Consider the following 18,046-nt stretch of genomic DNA (forward strand, 5'->3'; position numbering starts at 1 on the left):
GCCCGGTGCCTGCCCGCGGTGGATAAGGCTCGGCCCGGGCCGGCCGCCGCCCCGCCCAACCCTGCCGGCCCGCGCGTCGTTGTATTAACCTCATCCATTTTGCTTTTCCTGTGCCATGCGCTGCCGCCCGTTTTCCCTGCTTGCCTTCTCCCTGGCCGCCGCGCTGCCGGCCCACAGCCAAAACCCGGCTTCCAGTCCCTATCAGACCCGTTTCGTCGTCGATGCGCCCATCGCGGCGGCCCTTATTGCCACCAACGTGGTAGCCGTGAAGGCGGCCCAGAACAAGCGCGACCTCACGCCCGAGGAAGTCTTGCGTCTGCGCCGCGAAGACGTTAACGGCTTCGACCGCTTCGCCGCCGGCAACTACGACCTCGACGCCAAGAAGCTCAGCGACTACCCCTTCTACGGCTCGTTTGCCGCCCCCCTGGTGCTGATGACTGTGGACGGCGACGTGCGCCGCAAGTTCGGGCAGGTGGGCGTGCTCTACCTGCAAACCATGGCCGTAACCGGCGCAGCCTTCACCATCTCCACCGCCCTGGTCGACCGCAGCCGGCCACTGGCCTACAGCTCGGAGCCCACGGTGGACGACCGCGGCGACAACAACGCCCGCAACTCGTTTTTCGCCGGCCACACCGCCGCTACGGCTTCGGCCACGTTTTTCGCCGCCAAGGTTTTTCACGACTTCCACCCCGATTCACCGGCCCGGCCCTTCGTGTGGGCGGGAGCGGCTGCCGTGCCCGCCGCCGTGGGCTACCTGCGCCTGAAAGCCGGCAAGCACTTTCTCTCCGACAACCTGGTGGGCTACGCTGTGGGCGCGGCCTCGGGCATTCTGGTGCCGCAACTCCACAAAACCGCCGGCCGCCGGGGCATGTCCGTCACGCCGCTGCAGGGCTTCAACGTCAATGGCTACGCCTATGGGGGCCTGCGCCTGAGCAAGCAGCTGTAGGCGTAGCCTCAGCCCACACGGCGGTTGCGTGCCGCTGTAAGTTGTGGACTATTCTAGCAAAATCAGAAACCTGCCCACATAGATATTGGCCCCGGATGTGGGTTATTATTTGAAAACCCGCAAATAGCCCACAGCTCCTACTAGCTCCCTACGCCCTGCGTCGCGGCGTCCGTCAGCCATTAGCCCCCTAAACCATTCGGCCCTGTCCGGTACCTCAGGCTGAGGTACCGGACAGGGCCGAAAACGTGGGACCTTGCGCGAGCTACCGGGTTCCGCGGCTGCCGTTGTTGCCGCCCCCGCCGGCCGCCGGACTTTGGTCGCGCAGGTGGGTTTCAAATAGCTTCAGGATGCGCTTGTACTCGTCGGTCCAGGAGGCCGGCTCCACGAAGGCGTGGTCTTCGACGGGGTACACGGCCAGCTCCCAGTTGTCCTTGCCCAGCTCGATGAGGCGCTGCGAGAGGCGCACGATGTCCTGGAAGTGCACGTTGGTATCGACCATGCCGTGGCACATGAGCAGGGCGCCCTTCAGGCCCTCGGCGTGGTAGATGGGCGACGAGCGGGCGTAGGCCAGCGAGTCGGTGTAAGGCTCGTTGAGGATGTTGCCGGTATAGGGGTGGTTGTAGTGGGCCCAGTCGGTAACGGAGCGCAGGGCGGCACCGGCCCGAAACACATCGGGCTGGGTGAACATGGCCATGAGGGTGATGAAGCCGCCGTAGGAGCCGCCGTAGATGCCGATGCGCTGGGGGTCCACGTTGTACTTATCCACCAGCAGCTTGGCGCCGTCGACGTGGTCGGTCAGATCCTTGTCGCCCATGTAGCGGTAGATGCCCGTGCGCCAGTCGCGGCCGTAGCCGCTGGAGCCGCGGTAGTCAATGTCGAGCACGGTGTAGCCGCGCTCCACCAGCAGGTTGTGGAACATGTACTCGCGGAAGTACTGGCTCCACCACTTGTGCGCGTTCTGCAGGTAGCCCGCGCCGTGCACGAACACCACCGCGGGCCGGTGCGGGTCGGGCTGGGCGGGGCGAAACAGGCGGGCGTACACCTGGGCGCCGTCGCGGGCCGGGATGGTCACGATTTCCGGCTCCCGCCAGGCATAGCCGTTGAACTCAGGCGTGGTCGAGCGGGTGAGCTGCCGCAGCCTGGCGCCGGGGCGGTTGTCCATCACGTACAGTTCCCAGGGCTTGGTGGCGGCGCTATAGCGCACCAGCAGGGTTTTCTCGTCAGGCGAAAGCACCACCTCGTGGCCCCCCGTGAGGCTGGTAAGCTGGGTAAGGGTACCGCCGTCGACGGGCAGGCGGTAGAAGTGTTGCTCACCGGGGTGGGTTTTGTTGGCTGTCAGGTACCAGGTCTTCCGGTCTTTCGACAGCTGCGCCTGCTGCACCTCGAAGTTGCCGCTGGTCAGGGCCTTTTTCTGGCCGGTGGTTACGTCCACGGTGTAGAGGTGGGAGTAGCCGGTTTCCTCGCTCTGAAACCACACCCGGCGGTTGTCGGGCAGCCAGCCCACGTTGCCGGCCTCGTAGCCAATGCCCGGGCCGTTGATCCAGGCCTCGTCGCGCTGGCGGTCGAGCAGGCTGATTTTCTGGGTGGCCGGGTCCAGGCTCACAATCCACCGGTCCTTGTTGTCGACGGAGCGCACCACCAGGAAGGCCCGCTGCCCGTTGTCGGACCAGTACGGGCCGTAGGGCACCACGCGGCGCTGCTCCGCGGGTTTTTCCTTGGCCGTGGCGTCGGCGGGCTTGCCGCTGGCGGGCAGCGGGGCCTTGGCTTTCAGCGGGTATTCTTTGCGGTAGGCCGGCTGCTCGTCGAGGCCCTTCATTTCCTTGTAGCCCAGCACGAAGGTGGTGTCGCGGCCCAGGTCGTAGATGCCCAGCTCGTAGCTGGTCTGGCCGGCGCCCACCTTGTTGCGGGTCGAAATATCCTCGGTGAAACCCGATGCGGTGACGAAGTTGGGCACCAGGGCCACTTTGTCGGGGCTGGGGGCCTGGGCCAGGGTGTAGGTTACGTAGCGGCCGTCGGGCGAGAGGCGCAGGTTTTCCACGGTCTGGTTGCCGAGGTAAATGGCCTTGGGCCGCAGCCGGGCCAGGGCTTTCTGCTGCCGCTCGCGGGCCTGCCGGTCCTGCTCGCGCTGGCGCACTACCTGAAATAAGGCCAGTTGCTGGGCGCGCAGGTACTGCTCGGCCTTGTCGGGCTTGGGGTTGGCCGGGCGGGGGCCGCGGCGGAAGTCGGTGCGCTGGGTGGTTTCGCCGGTTTGCGGGTCCCAGGTAAACAGGTTGCCGCCCCGGGTGTACTGCACCTGCTGCTCCAGCAGGGCAAAGGCCGGGTCAGTTTCGCGCTCGGCCGTATTGGTCAGGCGCCGCACCTTGCCGGTTTTCACGTCGAGCAGGAAAATGTCGCCTTCCTTCTCGTAGAGCTTGCGGCGGCGGGCCACATCGTACACGCCGCGCTGCGCGGGCAGGCTGCGCTGCTCGGTGAGACTCACCTTGCGCACGTTCTTGCCGTCGGGCGTCATGGTGTAGAGCGAGTCGCGCCGGGCCTTGTCGGGGTTCCAGCTGAAGTAAATGCGCTTGCCGTCCTCGCTCCAGTAGGCGTTGGAGGGCAGTCCGCCCAGCCACTGGGCCGGGTCGCGCATGATTTTCTCGACGGTGAGCGGGGCCAGCGGCGGGGCGGCCGCCGGGGTTTGGGCCGCAGCCGCGGCGGGAAGTAGCCACAGCAGCTGCAGCACGGTGGTAGAGCGCATGAGGGAAAAAGTAAGCAAGGCAGTCGGGAAATAACCAGGGCGCAAGGTAAGCCGGGGCAAGGACGGGCACCCCGGCGCGGTGTTGCAGGCCCCGGGAAGTTACAGGGTAGCCAACTCGGCGGCCAGGTTGCGGCGGGCCGGGGCCTCGCGCTGCGCCTGCGCCCAGGGCGTGTGGTAGAGTGTCGGAGCGTCGAGCAAACTTTCGAGCACCCGGCGGCGGCCGCGGCGGTACAGCAAGCCCGGCACCAGCAGGTACTCTTGGCGCACCTGCCGGGCGTACTCCTGGTAGCCGGTCGGCTCGGCCCCCAACACCCACAGATCGGCGTCGAGCAGCAGGTGGGTGTCGAGGGCGTCGTCGGGCTCGGCGCGGCCGTGGTGTTGGGTGCGCTCAATCAGCCGCCCAAGGCGCTGGTGCTGATCGGGACGGAGTGTAGTAGCCTGCAGCAGCTGGCGGGCCTGCTCGGCGCTGCGGGCCTCGTTGTCGCTGCGCAGGGACTGGTAAACCACATCGTGAAACCAGACGGCCAGTTCCAGCACCGCGGGGTCGGGCGCCGGGTCGGGGTGGGCGTCGAGCACGGCGAACATGGTGCGCAGGTGCGGCAGGGCGTGGTAGTGCCGGCCCGCGGCCGAGTAGGCCCGGCTCAGCTGCTGCCAGACTTTTTCGGCCGCCGCCGGCTGGGCAAATAAGGGAGCCGCGCGCTGCTGCCAGCGCTGGGGCAGGTCGGTGGCGGCGAAAACCGGAGTATCGATAGGCATCAGAAATTCAGCGGCGGGTGCTTTTCGTCGAAGTCGGTGGCGTCTTGGTAGGCTTTCACCAGGGCCAGCAGCTTGCCTTCCTCAAACAGCGCGCCCATGAACGTGACGGTCTGCGGCAGACCGTCCTTGGTGAAGCCGTTGGGCACGGCCACGGCCGGGTGGCCGGTGAGGTTGGTCAGCACCAGGTTGCGGCTGAACGAGGGCGCCAGGTAGCCGTCAAGGCCCTGCAGGCGGCGGTGCATGTCCTCAATCAGCAGGGTGCGGTAGCGCTGGGCCTGGATGTACTCCACGGCCGGAATAAAGCGCGACGAGCGGAAGATGTTGGGCCAGGCGTTGCGCCCCTGGTTGACCATCAGCTGGTCGCGGCCCGAGCGGGTGAGGTCGTCGAAGGCCGCGGCGCCCTCGGCCGTGAGCAGGTACGTGATGTCGTTGGCCGGCAGCGGGGGCAGTTCCAGGGGTACCAGCTCCACGCCCAGCCGCCGCAGCGCCGCTAGGGTAGCCTCGTCGTTAGCTTTGTTGGGGTACGTGCGCTCGAAATCGGCCTTGAGGTAGCCCACGCGCAACTTTTTCACGTCCAGGTTGAAGGCGTAGCGGAAGTCGGCGGGCACCAGCAGCGTGGCCGGGTCGCGGCGGTCCTGGCCCACCAGGGCGCTGAACACCAGGGCGCAGTCTTCGGCCGAGCGGGCAATGGGCCCGGCCTTGTCCATGGTCCAGCTCAGGGCCATGGCCCCGGCCCGGCTCACCCGCCCGAAGGAAGGCCGCAGCCCCGTTACCCCGCAGGCCGTGCTGGGGCTCACGATGGAGCCCAGGGTTTCGGTGCCGATGGCGAAGGGCAGCAAACCCGCCGCCACCGCCGAGGCCGAGCCCGCCGACGAGCCGCTGGAGCCTTTCTCCAGGTTCCAGGGCGTGCGCGTGCGGCCGCCGTACCACACGTCGCCCATGGCCAGCTCGCCCAGGGTTAGCTTGGCGCAGAGCACGGCGCCGGCCTCGCGCAGGCGCGCAACCACGGCCGCGTCTTCGTCGAGCTGCTGGTCTTTGTAGGGCACCGAGCCCCAGGTGGTTTTGTAGCCCTTGGTGCTGAACAAGTCCTTGGCACCGTAGGGAATGCCGTGCAGCGGCCCGCGGTACCGGCCCTTGCCGATTTCGGCGTCGGCGGCGCGGGCCTGCTGCAGGGCCAGCTCCTCGGTGAGCGAGGTCACGCACAGCAGCTTGGGGTCGTAGCGCCGCAGGCGGGCCAGGAAGAACCTGGTCAGCTCCTCCGAGGAAATCTGCCGGGTGCGCAGCAGCTCGCCCAGCTGCCGCACCGAGTAAAAGGCCAGCTCGTCGCGGTTGGCGGGCAACTTCACCTTGTCGGTCTTGGGCAGCTTGCCGTTGCCCGCCGCCGGGCCGGGCTGCCAGCCGGCGGGCACGGGGTTGAACACCGTGGCCGGCGCTACGTGGTTGGGCAAGGACACCTTGCGGTTGGCAGCGTAGTTGTCGCGGTATTCGGCCAGCTCGCCGCGTACCGAGTCGAGCTGGGCGTCGGTGAAGTGCAAACCCAGCAGCTCCTGGGCCGCGCGCACCATGGGCACGGTAATGGAGCGGGGCTCGTCGGCCGCGGTGCTCAGGGCGCCGAGCACGAAGCAGGCGCCGCCGCTCAGCAGGTAGGGTAACAGACGTTTCATAGGGGAAATCGGGTTCGGGAAAAGCCAATAGGGCACGCCGCCGTGGGCCGTATTGCTTCGCTGAGGGAAAGTTAACAGCCGGCCGGCAGCTTCGCCCCGCGGGGCCGCACGAGTTCCGCCCAACCGACTGGTAATCGGTACCGCTCCCGCGGGGCCTGCCCCGAAAACAGTGGTAACCGACTCTTGGGAAACAGTTCCGTCGGCCCAGTCTGCGCCCGCCACGCCGGGCCTCGTCCGAAGCCCGCGCAAACTCGTTATTATGGGGCCTGAATCAACCTTAAGCCACACCAAAACAGATCGTTGCCATGAAACACTTCTTCCCTGCCCTTGGTCCGGGCCTTGCGCTGACGGCGCTGCTGGTCGGCGGCTGCGGGGCGCCCGCCACGGCCCAGTCCACTACTTATAATGTGGGCGGCACCACCGTTTCGCTCAGCAGCCTCACCACCGGGCTCGACACGCCCTGGGAATTGCTCTGGGGCCCCGACGACTTTCTGTGGCTGACCGAGCGCGGCGGGCGCATCAGCCGCATCAACCCCGCCACCGGTCAGCTGCTGCCCCTGCTTACGCTGCCCGACGTGACGGAAACCGGGGAAAGCGGGCTGCTGGGTTTGGCCGTGGGTCCGGCCGTGCACCTGGCCCCGCTGCCCGGTGAGCTGGCGGTGTACGTGGTCTACAACTACACCAGCGGGGGCCTGAAGGAAAAGCTGGTGCGCTACCGCTACACACCGACGATTGGCCTGCTCAGCCCGCAGGTGCTGCTCGACAACCTGCCCGCCGCCAGCATCCACAGCGGCTCGCGCCTGCTGCTGCTGCCCGACAACACCCTACTGATGACCACCGGCGACGCGGCCAACACCAGCACGGCGCAGAATCCCACCAGCCTCAACGGCAAAGTGCTGCGCCTGACGGTAACCGGCACCGTGCCGGCCGACAACCCCACGCCCGGCAGTTTGGTGTACTCACTGGGGCACCGTAACCCGCAGGGACTGGTGCGCGTGGCCGCCACCGGCCGCCTCTACAGCTCGGAGCACGGCCCCAACAACGACGACGAAGTAAACCTGATTGAGCCGGGGCGCAACTACGGCTGGCCCACCGCCCAGGGTTTCTGCAACCTGCCCGCCGAGCAAACCTTCTGCCAGCAAAACAACGTGCGCGAGCCGCTGCTAGCCTGGACGCCCACCCTGGCCGTGGCGGGCCTGAGCTACTACAACCACCCCGCCATTCCGGGCTGGAGCAACTCCCTGCTCATGGTCAGCCTGAAGGCGGGCAAGCTCACCCAGCTGCCGCTCGCCGCTACCGGTGCCACCATCACCGGGCAGACCGACGTGTGGACCGGTACCTACGGGCGGCTGCGGGCCATCTGCGTATCGCCCCAGGGCCGGGTGTACGTGGCCACCAGCAACCGCGACGGCCGCGGCAGCCCCACCGCCACCGACGACCGCGTGCTGGTGCTCGAAAACCGCACCTTCACGGCTACGCGGCCCAACCGGATCCTGCCGGCTTTCGCGCTGTATCCCAACCCGGCCAGCCACGCCACTAGTCTGCACCTGCCCGCGCCGCTTACCACTGCCGCCCGCCTGAGCGTGCACGACGCCCTGGGCCGCCTGGTGCACGAAGCCCCGCTGGTCGCCGGGCAGCAGCGGGCCGCGCTGCCCGTAGCTGGGTGGACGGCCGGCGTCTACCAGGTGCGCGTCGGTGGCCCCACGCAGTCGTTTGCGCCGCAGCGGCTGGTGCTGGCCGGCCGCTGAGCCGCGGGCCGACCTTGCAGACGAGCATAAAAAAAGCGGCGCCCCGAATCGGGACGCCGCCTTTTTTTGGGGCAGAACGCCGGACTAGTCTACCATCACCTTGCGGGTAACGATATGGTCGCCCACGCTCATCTGCAGCGTGTACATGCCGCGGGCCAGGCCCGTGGTCGGCAGGGTCAGCTCGGCAGCGCCGCCGCGCAGGGTCATGTCCTGCTGGCGAACTTTCTGGCCGAGGGCGTTGAGCAGCTGCACGTGGCCGCTGGCTACTTTGCCCAGGCCGGTGAGCTTCAGGGTCAGCTTGCCAGTGCTGGTCGGGTTCGGGAACACGCTCAGCTCGGCGCCTACCGGCAGCGAGTTGCGGGTGCCCAGCACCAGCGCCTCGATGGAGTAGTTGCCCTGGGTGTCGCCGTTGCCGAAGCCCGAAACCGCTACGTAGTAGGTCGCGCCGCCGGTCAGGCCGGTGAACGAAACCGTGCCTACCGACTGGTTGGCTCCGTTGGCAGCGCGGCACTCAACCAGCGAGAAGCCCGTCGAGCACGAAGCAGCGGTGTAGAGACGAACCATACCCGTGGAAGCACCGCTCAGGTTCATACCCATGGTGGTGCTGTTGGCCGGCAGGGCTACCGAGAACCATACGTCGCGCGGCGAGCTGGCCGGGGCGCAGGGCGCCGGCATGCTGATGCCCGGCAGCGAGCTGAAGGTAGCCCCGGCGTTGGTACCCGTGATGGGTGCCCCGCCGATGGTCAGAGCCGTAGCACCGCAGGGCTCGTTGTTGGCCACCGTGGCGTTGGTGCGGAAGCACAGCGGACCGCCAGCCGGGCTGGGGTTCGAAGTCGGGCTGCAGAACTCGGTCACGTAGAAGCAGTACTCCGTGTCAGCGGTCAGGCCGGTCAGGGCCAGCGACTGTGCCGTGATGCCTGCTACCTTGGTGCCGGTGCCGGGGGTGAAGCCCACCGGGCCGTACTCCACGGTGAACGTAGCCGTAGCCGACTGCGAGCCGGCCCAGGTCAGCGTGGCCGAGGTATCGAGGATGTTGGTAGCCAGCAGAGCCGAGGGGGCCTGGCAGGTGGTGGGCGACGTAGCGCAGATGACGAAGGTGCCTTCGGCGTTGTTGCCCGGCTCCCACACGCGAACGTAGAGCGTTTCACCCGGCGTGCGGCCGGTGATGTTCACGATGGCGTGCGAGTTGCTGCCGCCGGCAGTCTGGCACTGTACCGCCGTGAGGGCGCCGCAGTTACCCGCGTACACGGCCACGTCGGTGTCCGACAGCGGGCTGGTGCTGCCGTTGCCGGTTTCAATCTTCAGGGCGCCGGAGGGCGGTACAGTTACTTTGTACCACACGTCGCCGCCGGCGTAGTTGGCCGTGCCGCAGGTCGGGTTCGGCACACCCGAGTCGCCCGAGGCGCCCGAGTTATTGCCTTCCAGCGGGCTGCTGCAGTTGGCACCGAACTGAACCGGCAAGTTGACAGCGTTGGCGCACAGGTCGTTAGCCGGGGGCTGCGGCGAGGGCGTCACGCAGATGGTGAAGCTGCTGTTGGTGATGGTCTGAGCCGTGTTCGGGAAGGAGTACACCCGCACGAAGTAGGTTGAACCTACGGTCAGGCCGCCTACGCGCAGTTTTTCGTCCCCGCCCGAAGCCGAGGCGTCGATGCAGGCCATGCTGGTGAGCGAGGTGCAGGAAGCACCCGACAGCACTTGTACCACGGCGTCGAGGCCGGTGCCTTCGTCAACCAGGATGTCGTGCGAAACGCCGGTAGCTACGAACGAGTACCACACGTCGTCGTCGGGGGTGCCGGTGCAGGTGCCCGAGGGAACCGTCAGCGGCGAGGCAGTGGCGCGGTACACGGTGCCCGTGGTAGGCGTGCAAGTGGCGTTAACCGTCAGCGACTGAGCCGCGTCGCAGTTGTCGTTGGCCGGCGCCGGGGTCGGCGGGGTCACGCACACGGTGAAGCTGCCGTTGGCCATGGTCGGGGCCGTGTTGCTCTGCGAGAAGATGCGGAAGTAGTAGGTCTGCCCCACGGTCAGGCCCGTGGCTTCCAGCAGCTCGATGGCGCCGCCCGCGGTGGGCGACAGGTCCACGCACTTGTTGTTGGAGAGCAGGTTGCAGTTGCCGTTGAACAGCTGAATCACGCCGTCGAAGCCGGTGCCTTCCTGCATGCGGATGTCGTGCGCGGTGTTGGTAGCCACGAAGGAGTACCATACGTCGTCATCGGCGTAGGTGGTGCCCGAGCAGTTCAGGGTCGAAATCTGCGAGTCGGAAGCCTGGAACACGCTGCCGCTGGTGGGCGTGCAGGTGGCGTTGGCCGTCAGCATCTGCGCGGTGCTGCAGTCGTCGTTGGCCGGGCGCGTGGTGAACGTAACCGGGCCGCTGGTGGCGGTGCCGCCGGTGGCGCACACGCGCGTTACGTAGAACTGGTAGCTGGTTACCGAGCTCAGGCCGCTGATGGTGGTGCTGTTGCCGGTGATGCCGGTTACCGTGGTACCGGTGCCGGGGGTGAAGCCCACCGGGCCATACTCTACGGTGAAGGTGCCACCCGCGCCGCGGGCATCCCAGTTCAGCGTAGCCGAAGTACCGCCTACGTTGGTAGCCGACAGGGTCAGGGGCAGCAAGCAGCCCGAAGCCGACTCAATCACCAGGTTGTCCAAGCCGATATCGGTGGTACCGAAGTCGGAGCGGGCGCGGAAGCGGATAACGGCCGTAGCCGAGGTCGTGTTCAGCGTCAGCGTCTGGGGCGTCCAGGTCGAAGCCTGGTTCAGGGCCAGCAGGGCCGGGCCGAAAGTGGCGCCGCCGTCGGTCGACAGCATTACGCGCAGCGAGTCGGCGCCGCTGGTGTTGATGTAGTCGAAGTTCACCAGCTTGTTGCCGGGCCCGCTCAGGTCGATGAACAGGTCGAGGATACCGATGGTGTTGGACGACGCGTTGTAGGAGTGGAAGCGGGCCGAGCGGGCCGAGCCCTGCGAACCGGTGGGCGAGTAAAGGCCGTTGTTCGAGGTCCAGTTGGCAAACGAGCCCTGGTCGTCGCGGCGCCAGGAGTTGTTGCCCGTGTTGGGCGTGGCGCGCCAGTTGACGCTGGGCACGTTCAGGGTATCACACACGCTGGCCCAGGTGTTCTCGAAGCCTTGCTGGTAGGGCAGCGTAGCGTAGGGAATCACGGTGCAGGTCGTGGTGAAGCTGGTGCCAACTACGAACGAGCTCAGGCCGCCGGCGCACGTGGCTACCACGCGTACCGAGTAAGGCGTGTTGGGAGTCAGGCCCGTCAGCGTTACCGGCGAGCTGGTGGCGTTTACCGTCTGGGGCGTGCCGCCCTGGGCGGTGTAGGTGATGGTGTAGCCGCTGTTGTTGGCGCCGGCCACGAACGACACCGTAGCCGTGGTGGGCGCAGTGCTGCTGGCGTTCAGGCCGGTTACCACGGCGCAGTTGCCGGCGGCCAGCTGCAGGTTGTCGATGCCGATGTCGGTGGAGCCGAAGTCAGCCACGCCGCGGAAGCGGATGACAGAGGTAGCGGAGGTGGAATTCAGCGTCAGCATCTGCGGCGTCCAGGTCGAAACCGTGGTCAGCGCCAGCAGAGCCGGGCCGAAGGTCGCGCCGCCGTCGGTCGAGAGGTGCACCGTCAGCGAGTCGTCGCCGCTGGTGTTGATGTAGTCAAACATCATGTTCTTGGCACCGGGCGCGCTCAGGTTCACGTAGTAGTCGAGCGTACCAACCTGCAGGTCGGTGGCGTAGGACGAGTGGAAGCGGGCCGAGCGGGCCGAGCCGGCCGAGCCGGTCGGCGTGTAGGCACCAAAGGTCGGGCTGGTCCAGCCGGCCGAAGCGCCGTCGTCGTTGCGGCGCCAGGAGGCGTCTACGTCGCTGCCGCCTTTCATGCGCCAGCTGTTGTTGGGCTGGTCGCGGGTGGCGCAGCCATCAACCCAGTCGGCTTCGAAATCTTCGAGGGCGGGCAGGGTAGCGTAGGTGGGGGCGCTAACCGATACCTGAGCGGCCACCGAGTTGGCCGACTGACCCGAGCAGGTCAGCACGATACGGAAGTAGGTGGTCTGCGTCAGCGGGCCCGAGGTGTAGCTCGTGTTGGTGGCGCCGGCGATGTTGGTGTAGGTGGTGCCGTCGGTCGACTGCTGCCACTGGTAGGTCATGCCCAGGCCGAACGAGGCGCCCTGAACCGACAGCGACGCCGGCGTGCCGGCGCAAACGCTGCTCACGCTGGCAATGGCCGTACCGGCCGTGGGGGGCGCGGTGCAGGGAGTAGCTGGGGTGTAGCTCACGCGCAGGGTAGGACGGCGGTTGCCGTAGCTGCCGGTGTTCAGCGTGGTAGCGTCGTCCATCGGGTCCGAGTCGGCGTAGCCGATGGCCTGGCCCGTGGCGGCGTTGGTGATGAAGTTCACTACGCCCGACGAAGGACCGGGGCCGGCCCAGTCCATGAGTACCAGCAGGTTGCCGCCGGTGTACACGAAGCTGCCGTTCAGCGGTACGGTGAAGTACGTGCCCGCGGCGCCGGTAACGGCCTGCGAGCTGGAGCTGTACACTTGGGTGGCGCCGGTTTTAACCGTGCCCCAGGTGGTGCCGGTAGCCAGCGTAGCGGTGCTGGTGTTGGCCAGCAGCACGTTGAAGGTGTTGGCGCCGCTGATGGTGCCGTCGTTGCCCTTCAGCCAGGCCAGCTCGGTAATAATGGAACCAGCCGGGATGTTCAGCTCGGCGGGAGTGTACACGTGAGCGTACCGGGAGTAGTAGAACGTACTCGTGGCCGAGGAACGGTACAGCGGCCCGTAGAAGTACGAGCTGGTAGCCGGCGAAACTGCCGGCACGGCGGTCGAGCCGATGGTGGCCGTCTGCGCGAAACTGAGCAGCGGCAGCATTGCGAGCAGCAATGCCGACAGCCAGCCCTGCCAGCGCGAGGGGCGGTGGGTGGGTGGGTGATGAACAGATGTACCCTGCTCCAGTAAAGGTTGGTGCATAAGCGGATGTGTGGTTGGGTGGAAAAGGTTGGAGGTGAGAAACAAAAAAGCCGTAGAAAGGGAATCTTGCTCCGGAAAGCTAGCAATTATCTACCGAAACAGTAAAATCCCCTATGTACATTTTTTAAGACGGCTGGTATTCCGCCTATATATATTAAGGACTGCTATGCCCCGTAAGCGGGCTGTGCGCCTCCCTGGAAGGCCTCCCCGCAGAATCCAATTACTGGTGACAGGTTAAATTCTTTCTATATTACGGCTGCAATAACCCTCACCACCCAGCCCACCTCACCCTTTCGCCAATGCACAAACTTTTACGTTCCACCCCCCTCCTGCTCCTTGCTTGGTTGCTGCTGCTGGTTAGCGGCCAGCAGGCGCACGCCTCGCACGTGCAGGGCGGTCAGCTCACCTACAAGTGGGTAAGCGGCAACCAGTACCGCGTCACGCTGCGCTACTTCCGCGACTGTTCGGGTATCGCCTACGAGGACTACCAGACGCTGTACGCCCGCAATGCCGGGTGCACCAGCACCCCTATTCCGGCCGCCGGCTACCGCATGAACCTGGTAGGCGTGCCCACGGTGGGTACGCCCTACTGCCCCACCGTGCAGGCTCAGGCTACCTGCCCGCCCAACGGCGGCACGCTCACCTACCCCAACTACCAGCAGGTAACCTACGAAGCGCTGGTGGACCTGCCCCCGGCCCAGGAATGGGTACTGAGCGTGGAGCAGACCGCCCGCCCCAACACCCAGAACCTGGGCGTCGGCGGGGCATTCCGCTTCGAGGCTACGCTGAACAACCTGATCAACAGCGCTGGTGGCCCGGTTAACATCACCAACATGTCGCCGGACTTCACCACCCTGCAGGAGCCGGTGGCTTTCATCTGCGGTGGCCAGCCCGGCACGCTCTCGTTTGCTGCCCAGGACGTGCTCTTCACCAACAGCGAAGGCGACGAGCTGGTGTACTCGCTCGACCAGCCGCTGTCTAGCTGCAACCAGACCAACAACTTTGCCGCCTACACCGGCGCTGCCTGCGCCCCGGTAACCACCGGCGGCTGCACGGCCCCCTGCCCTCCCGGTCCCGTCGTGACGAACTTCTCGGCGACTCTGCCCATTGCCGTGAAATACGAAACGGTGGGTACCTGCCCCAACCTGACCCAGCGCCGCGCCTTCTCCTTTGACGTGGGCACCGGCGTGGTGTCGTTTACGCCCGTGACCGTGACCACGGCCCAAAAGTTCGTGGTGGTTGGTAAGGTTACCGAGTACCGCCGCGTCAACGGCGTGCGCGTGAAAATCGGCTCGATTCGCCGCGACATGCTGGTGAACGTGTACAACTGCTCGTCGAACCAGGCGCCCAACGCCCCGCTGGTAGTGACGCAGACCCCGAACTCGGGCACCACGCCGGTGAGCAACAACGACTCGACCTACCTGACGGTGTACTCGTGCAACTACTCGCGCATCCGCATCGACTTCACCGACCCCAATGCCAACCAGCAGCTGTTCGTAACCCTGCCCCAGAACATCACCGACCTGCTCGAATTCGGCAGCATCGGCACCGTTATCGGCGGCACGGTACAGGGCAACGGTACTACCAAGCCCTCCATCAGCATGTACTTCCAGCCCGACCCGGCCTACGTGGGTCGGATCGTGCGCATTCCTTTCAAGATTGAGGACAACGCCTGCCCCACCAAGGGCGTGCAGAACCGCGTGCTTACCATTGAAGTGAAGCAGGGCAACTTTGCCGAAGTGCGGGCCGCCGCCGGTGCCAACCCGGCCGACCTCTGCGAAGGCGAGTCGCTGGCCATTCAGGGCCAGGTGCTGCGTCCCGACTCGGTGTGGCGCAACAGCCTGCAGGATTACGACTACGAGTGGAGCGGCAGCCCCACCACGCCCTTCGCCCCGGCCAACGGCCTGAACCCAGCCGACAATAAGACGCAGAACATCACGGTGAAGCCCACCGCTACCACGCGCTACTACCTCACGGTGCGGCCGCGCGTCGGCTTCCGCCAGGGCGTGTGCCGCGACACTTCGTCGATTCTGGTGCGCGTCGAGCCCAAGCTCACGGCCGACTTCACCGCCAACTCGCGGGCCTTCTACGCCAACCGCGACAACGTGCCGCCCCGCGTGTTCACCTTCGTCAACACCTCTACCAACGTCAACCCGGCCACCGACTCCATTCTGTGGACCTACCGCCGCATTGAGGACGGCAAGGGTGTGGCCGTGACCGAGCCCGAGGTGACGCTAACCCGCAAGTACACGCCCGATGAGCTGACCATCGACAAAGCGGGCAAGTACCTGGTGCGCCTGGCCATCTACAACAAGGCCGGCAACACCAAGTGCCCCACCAGCATGGCCGAGCGCATCATCGACGTACCCGAGCTGAAGCTGCCGAACATCATCACGCCCAATGGCGACCGGCTCAACGAAACCCTGGTTCTGCAGGGTCTGCCCGCCAACAACAAGGTGCAGATCTTCAACCGCTGGGGCCGCCTCGTGAAGGAGTACGCCAACTACCAAAACGACTGGGACGCCAAAGACCAGGCCGACGGGGTGTACTACTACATCATCGTTGCGCAGGACGGCAAGCAGTCGAAAGGCTGGGTGCAGGTACAGCGCTAAGCCGCAACCGCCCAACAAAAAAGGCGTCCCGCTTCGGCGGGACGCCTTTTTTGTTGCTGCTACTTCTGGCTGATGAGCCCGGCCCCCTATTCCAGCTGGTGCCGCTCGTTTTTCACCACGTTGTCCAGCGTCCACGGAATCAGCCGGGTGAAGGCGTGCTGCCGCACCGGGCAATCGGGCATGGTGCACGAGGGGCAGGCGGCAAACGAGCAGGGGTCGGCGTGCACGAACATCTCCACCTCCACGTCGAAACGGCTGCGGATGAGCTCCTCAATGCGCGTTACCTCGGCGTGCGACTCCTCCAGACTCAGGTAGTAGGGCATGGTGATGTGGCAGTCGATGTGCAGGTTGGCCCCGTAGCGCACGATGCGCAGGTTGTGCACGTCGATCCACGGCGGCTGCCGGTGCTGCTGCAGCTCCTCAATCACGCGCTTCACCGTCACCACGTCCGACTCGTCCATGAGCCCCGACACCGAGCGGCGCACCATGCGGTAGCCGTTGACCACAATGAATACGCCCAGCAGCAGGGCCGCGCCGGTGTCGAAGAGCACGTTGCCGGTGAGGGCCACCAAGCCCAGGGCCGCGCACGAGACGATGGTGCTGATGGCATCTAGGTACAGGTGCTGCCCGTCGCCCACCAAAGCCGGGGAGGGCAGCTGCCGGCCCTCGCGCACCAGCACGAAGCCCACCAGCAGGTTGATGACGGCCGTGGCGCCCAGCAGCCAGATGCCCCAGTCGAGCTGCTGCACGGCGTGGGGCTCCAGCAAAGCCTGCACCGCGCTGTAGAAGATGTACACGCCCGCCCCCAGAATCAGTGCCCCCTCGAAGCCCACCGACAGGTACTCAATCTTGCCGTGGCCGTAGGGGTGGTTGCTGTCCTTGGGCCGCCCCGACAAATACAGGCTGTAGAGCGCAAAACCGCTGGTAAATACGTTGATAATGGACTCTAGCGCATCGGTGAGCACGGCCTGGGAGCGGGTCAGGTGCCAGGCGTAGAACTTGATGAGTACCAGGCCCAGGCTCACCGCGAGGGAAAGCAGACCGTAGCAGCTGCGTTTGAGGTCGAGCGTCATGCAGGGGGCAGAAAGGAAGGTGCAAACATGGCGGTTGGCGGGCAGATTCCACCGGGCCAAACCTTTTACTGGCAAAAGCAGTATTTCAATGGGCTTAAAAATAAATTTAGACTAGCCTAAATTTCGTAGCTTTGCCCTGACTTCTACTGCTATCGATGATTTCATTGCCTACTCCTCCCCCTGCTTCCGCTCCCGATACCCCGGCGCCCCTGCCGCCGCAGGCCGAAAGCGGCTGGCGCCAGGCCCGGCGCAGCCCTTCGCTGTCGGAGGTCTACGCCAGCATCCGCGTGCCCGCCCACAGCGCCTCGTTCTGGCGCAAGCTCATGGCGTTCTGGGGACCGGGCCTGATGGTGGCCGTGGGCTACATGGACCCCGGCAACTGGGCCACCGACATTGCCGGCGGCGCCCGCTACGGCTACACCCTGCTCTCGGTCATCCTGATTTCCAACCTGTTTGCCATGCTGCTGCAGCACCTGGCCGCCAAGCTGGGCATCGTCACCGGCCGCGACCTGGCCCAGGCCTGCCGCGACCATTACAGCAAGCCCGTGGCCATGGTGCTGTGGGTGCTGTGCGAGGTAGCCATTGCCGCCTGCGACCTGGCCGAAGTCATCGGCTCGGCCATTGCCCTCAACCTGCTGTTTGGCCTGCCGCTAACCGTGGGCGTGGTGCTCACCATTCTCGACGTGCTGGTGGTGCTGTACTTCCAGAACCGCGGCTTCCGCGTCATCGAAAGCATCGTGGCCGGGCTGATTGTGGTCATCTTCGGCTGCTTCCTCTACGAAATCATCGTGTCGCAGCCCGACTGGGTGGCTTTGGCCGGCGGGCTGCTGCCGCGCCCCGAAATCGTGACCAACCCGGCCATGCTTTACGTGGCCATCGGCATTCTGGGCGCCACCGTGATGCCCCACAACCTGTACCTGCACTCCAGTATCGTGCAGACGCGGGCCTTCGAGCAAAACGAGGCCGGCAAGCGCATGGCCATCAAGTTTTCCACCATCGACTCGACGGTGGCCCTGTTCCTGGCCTTCTTCGTCAACGCCGCCATTCTGGTGCTGGCGGCCGCGGCCTTTAACCGCAACGGCTTGTTTGAGGTGGCCGACATCCACGACGCGCACAAGCTGCTGGCCCCGGTGCTGGGCGCCGGCGCGGCCGGGGTAGTGTTTGCCGTGGCCCTGCTGGCCTCGGGCCAGAACTCCACCCTCACCGGCACGCTGGCCGGGCAAATCGTGATGGAAGGCTTTCTGCACATCAAGCTCAAGCCCTGGCTGCGCCGCCTCATCACCCGCCTCATTGCCGTGGTGCCGGCCTTCATCGTGACGCTGCTCTACGGCGAGAAGGGCACGGGCGAGCTGCTGGTCCTCAGCCAGGTAATTCTGTCGCTGCAGCTCAGCTTCGCGGTGGTGCCACTGGTGCTGTTCACCTCCGACCGCCGGAAGATGGGCGTGTTCACCAACCGGCCCTGGGTGAAGTTCACGGCCTGGACGGTGTCGGGCATCATCATCGCCCTGAACGGCTACCTGCTGCTGGAAACATTTTTCGGTTAAGCCCCCGGGCGGGAAG

At 66.0% G+C, this 18,046-nt stretch carries 9 protein-coding genes; 4 read left to right on the forward strand and 5 right to left on the reverse strand.

Annotated elements, in window-relative coordinates; genetic code table 11:
* Window positions 1-115 precede the first annotated feature (115 nt).
* Window positions 116-946, forward strand: a complete 831-nt coding sequence (locus ACE191_RS11285; RefSeq protein ID WP_400192329.1) for a phosphatase PAP2 family protein — start codon at window positions 116-118, stop codon at window positions 944-946.
* A 262-nt stretch (window positions 947-1,208) separates the two neighbouring features.
* Here the strand turns inward: ACE191_RS11285 and ACE191_RS11290 are convergent, their stop codons facing one another.
* From ACE191_RS11290 to ACE191_RS11300, 3 genes are all read right to left on the reverse strand, one after another.
* Window positions 1,209-3,683, reverse strand: coding sequence for a prolyl oligopeptidase family serine peptidase (locus ACE191_RS11290; protein ID WP_400192330.1), 2,475 nt, complete (start codon window positions 3,681-3,683; stop codon window positions 1,209-1,211).
* 99 nt (window positions 3,684-3,782) lie between these two features.
* The gene (locus ACE191_RS11295; protein ID WP_400192331.1) at window positions 3,783-4,439 is read right to left on the reverse strand and encodes a hypothetical protein; all 657 of its coding nucleotides are present in this window, start codon (window positions 4,437-4,439) and stop codon (window positions 3,783-3,785) included.
* Window positions 4,439-6,103: an amidase gene (locus ACE191_RS11300; RefSeq protein ID WP_400192332.1), complete on the reverse strand. Its 1,665-nt coding sequence runs from the start codon at window positions 6,101-6,103 to the stop codon at window positions 4,439-4,441. The genes ACE191_RS11295 and ACE191_RS11300 overlap by 1 nt, the downstream gene beginning before the upstream one ends.
* Before the next feature lie 305 nt (window positions 6,104-6,408).
* Here ACE191_RS11300 and ACE191_RS11305 point away from each other — a divergent pair, with 305 nt between their 5' ends.
* Complete coding sequence (locus ACE191_RS11305; protein ID WP_400192333.1) at window positions 6,409-7,851, forward strand: PQQ-dependent sugar dehydrogenase; 1,443 nt, start codon at window positions 6,409-6,411, stop codon at window positions 7,849-7,851.
* A gap of 84 nt (window positions 7,852-7,935) precedes the next feature.
* Here the strand turns inward: ACE191_RS11305 and ACE191_RS11310 are convergent, their stop codons facing one another.
* Window positions 7,936-12,801 carry a fibronectin type III domain-containing protein gene (locus ACE191_RS11310; protein ID WP_400192334.1) on the reverse strand — a complete coding sequence of 1,622 codons (4,866 nt, stop codon included), beginning with the start codon at window positions 12,799-12,801 and terminating at the stop codon, window positions 7,936-7,938.
* Between the two features lie 299 nt (window positions 12,802-13,100).
* Between ACE191_RS11310 and ACE191_RS11315 the strand changes: the two genes are divergently transcribed.
* Entirely contained in the window at window positions 13,101-15,413 is a 2,313-nt protein-coding gene (locus tag ACE191_RS11315; RefSeq protein WP_400192335.1) for a gliding motility-associated C-terminal domain-containing protein, read from the forward strand.
* Between the two features lie 86 nt (window positions 15,414-15,499).
* Here the strand turns inward: ACE191_RS11315 and ACE191_RS11320 are convergent, their stop codons facing one another.
* Complete coding sequence (locus ACE191_RS11320) at window positions 15,500-16,486, reverse strand: cation diffusion facilitator family transporter (protein WP_400192336.1); 987 nt, start codon at window positions 16,484-16,486, stop codon at window positions 15,500-15,502.
* A gap of 158 nt (window positions 16,487-16,644) precedes the next feature.
* Between ACE191_RS11320 and ACE191_RS11325 the strand changes: the two genes are divergently transcribed.
* Window positions 16,645-18,030, forward strand: a complete 1,386-nt coding sequence (locus tag ACE191_RS11325) for an Nramp family divalent metal transporter (protein ID WP_400193407.1) — start codon at window positions 16,645-16,647, stop codon at window positions 18,028-18,030.
* The last annotated feature ends 16 nt before the right edge of the window (window positions 18,031-18,046 follow it).

The organism is Hymenobacter sp. B81 (genome assembly GCF_044628455.1).
Lineage (GTDB): Bacteria > Bacteroidota > Bacteroidia > Cytophagales > Hymenobacteraceae > Solirubrum.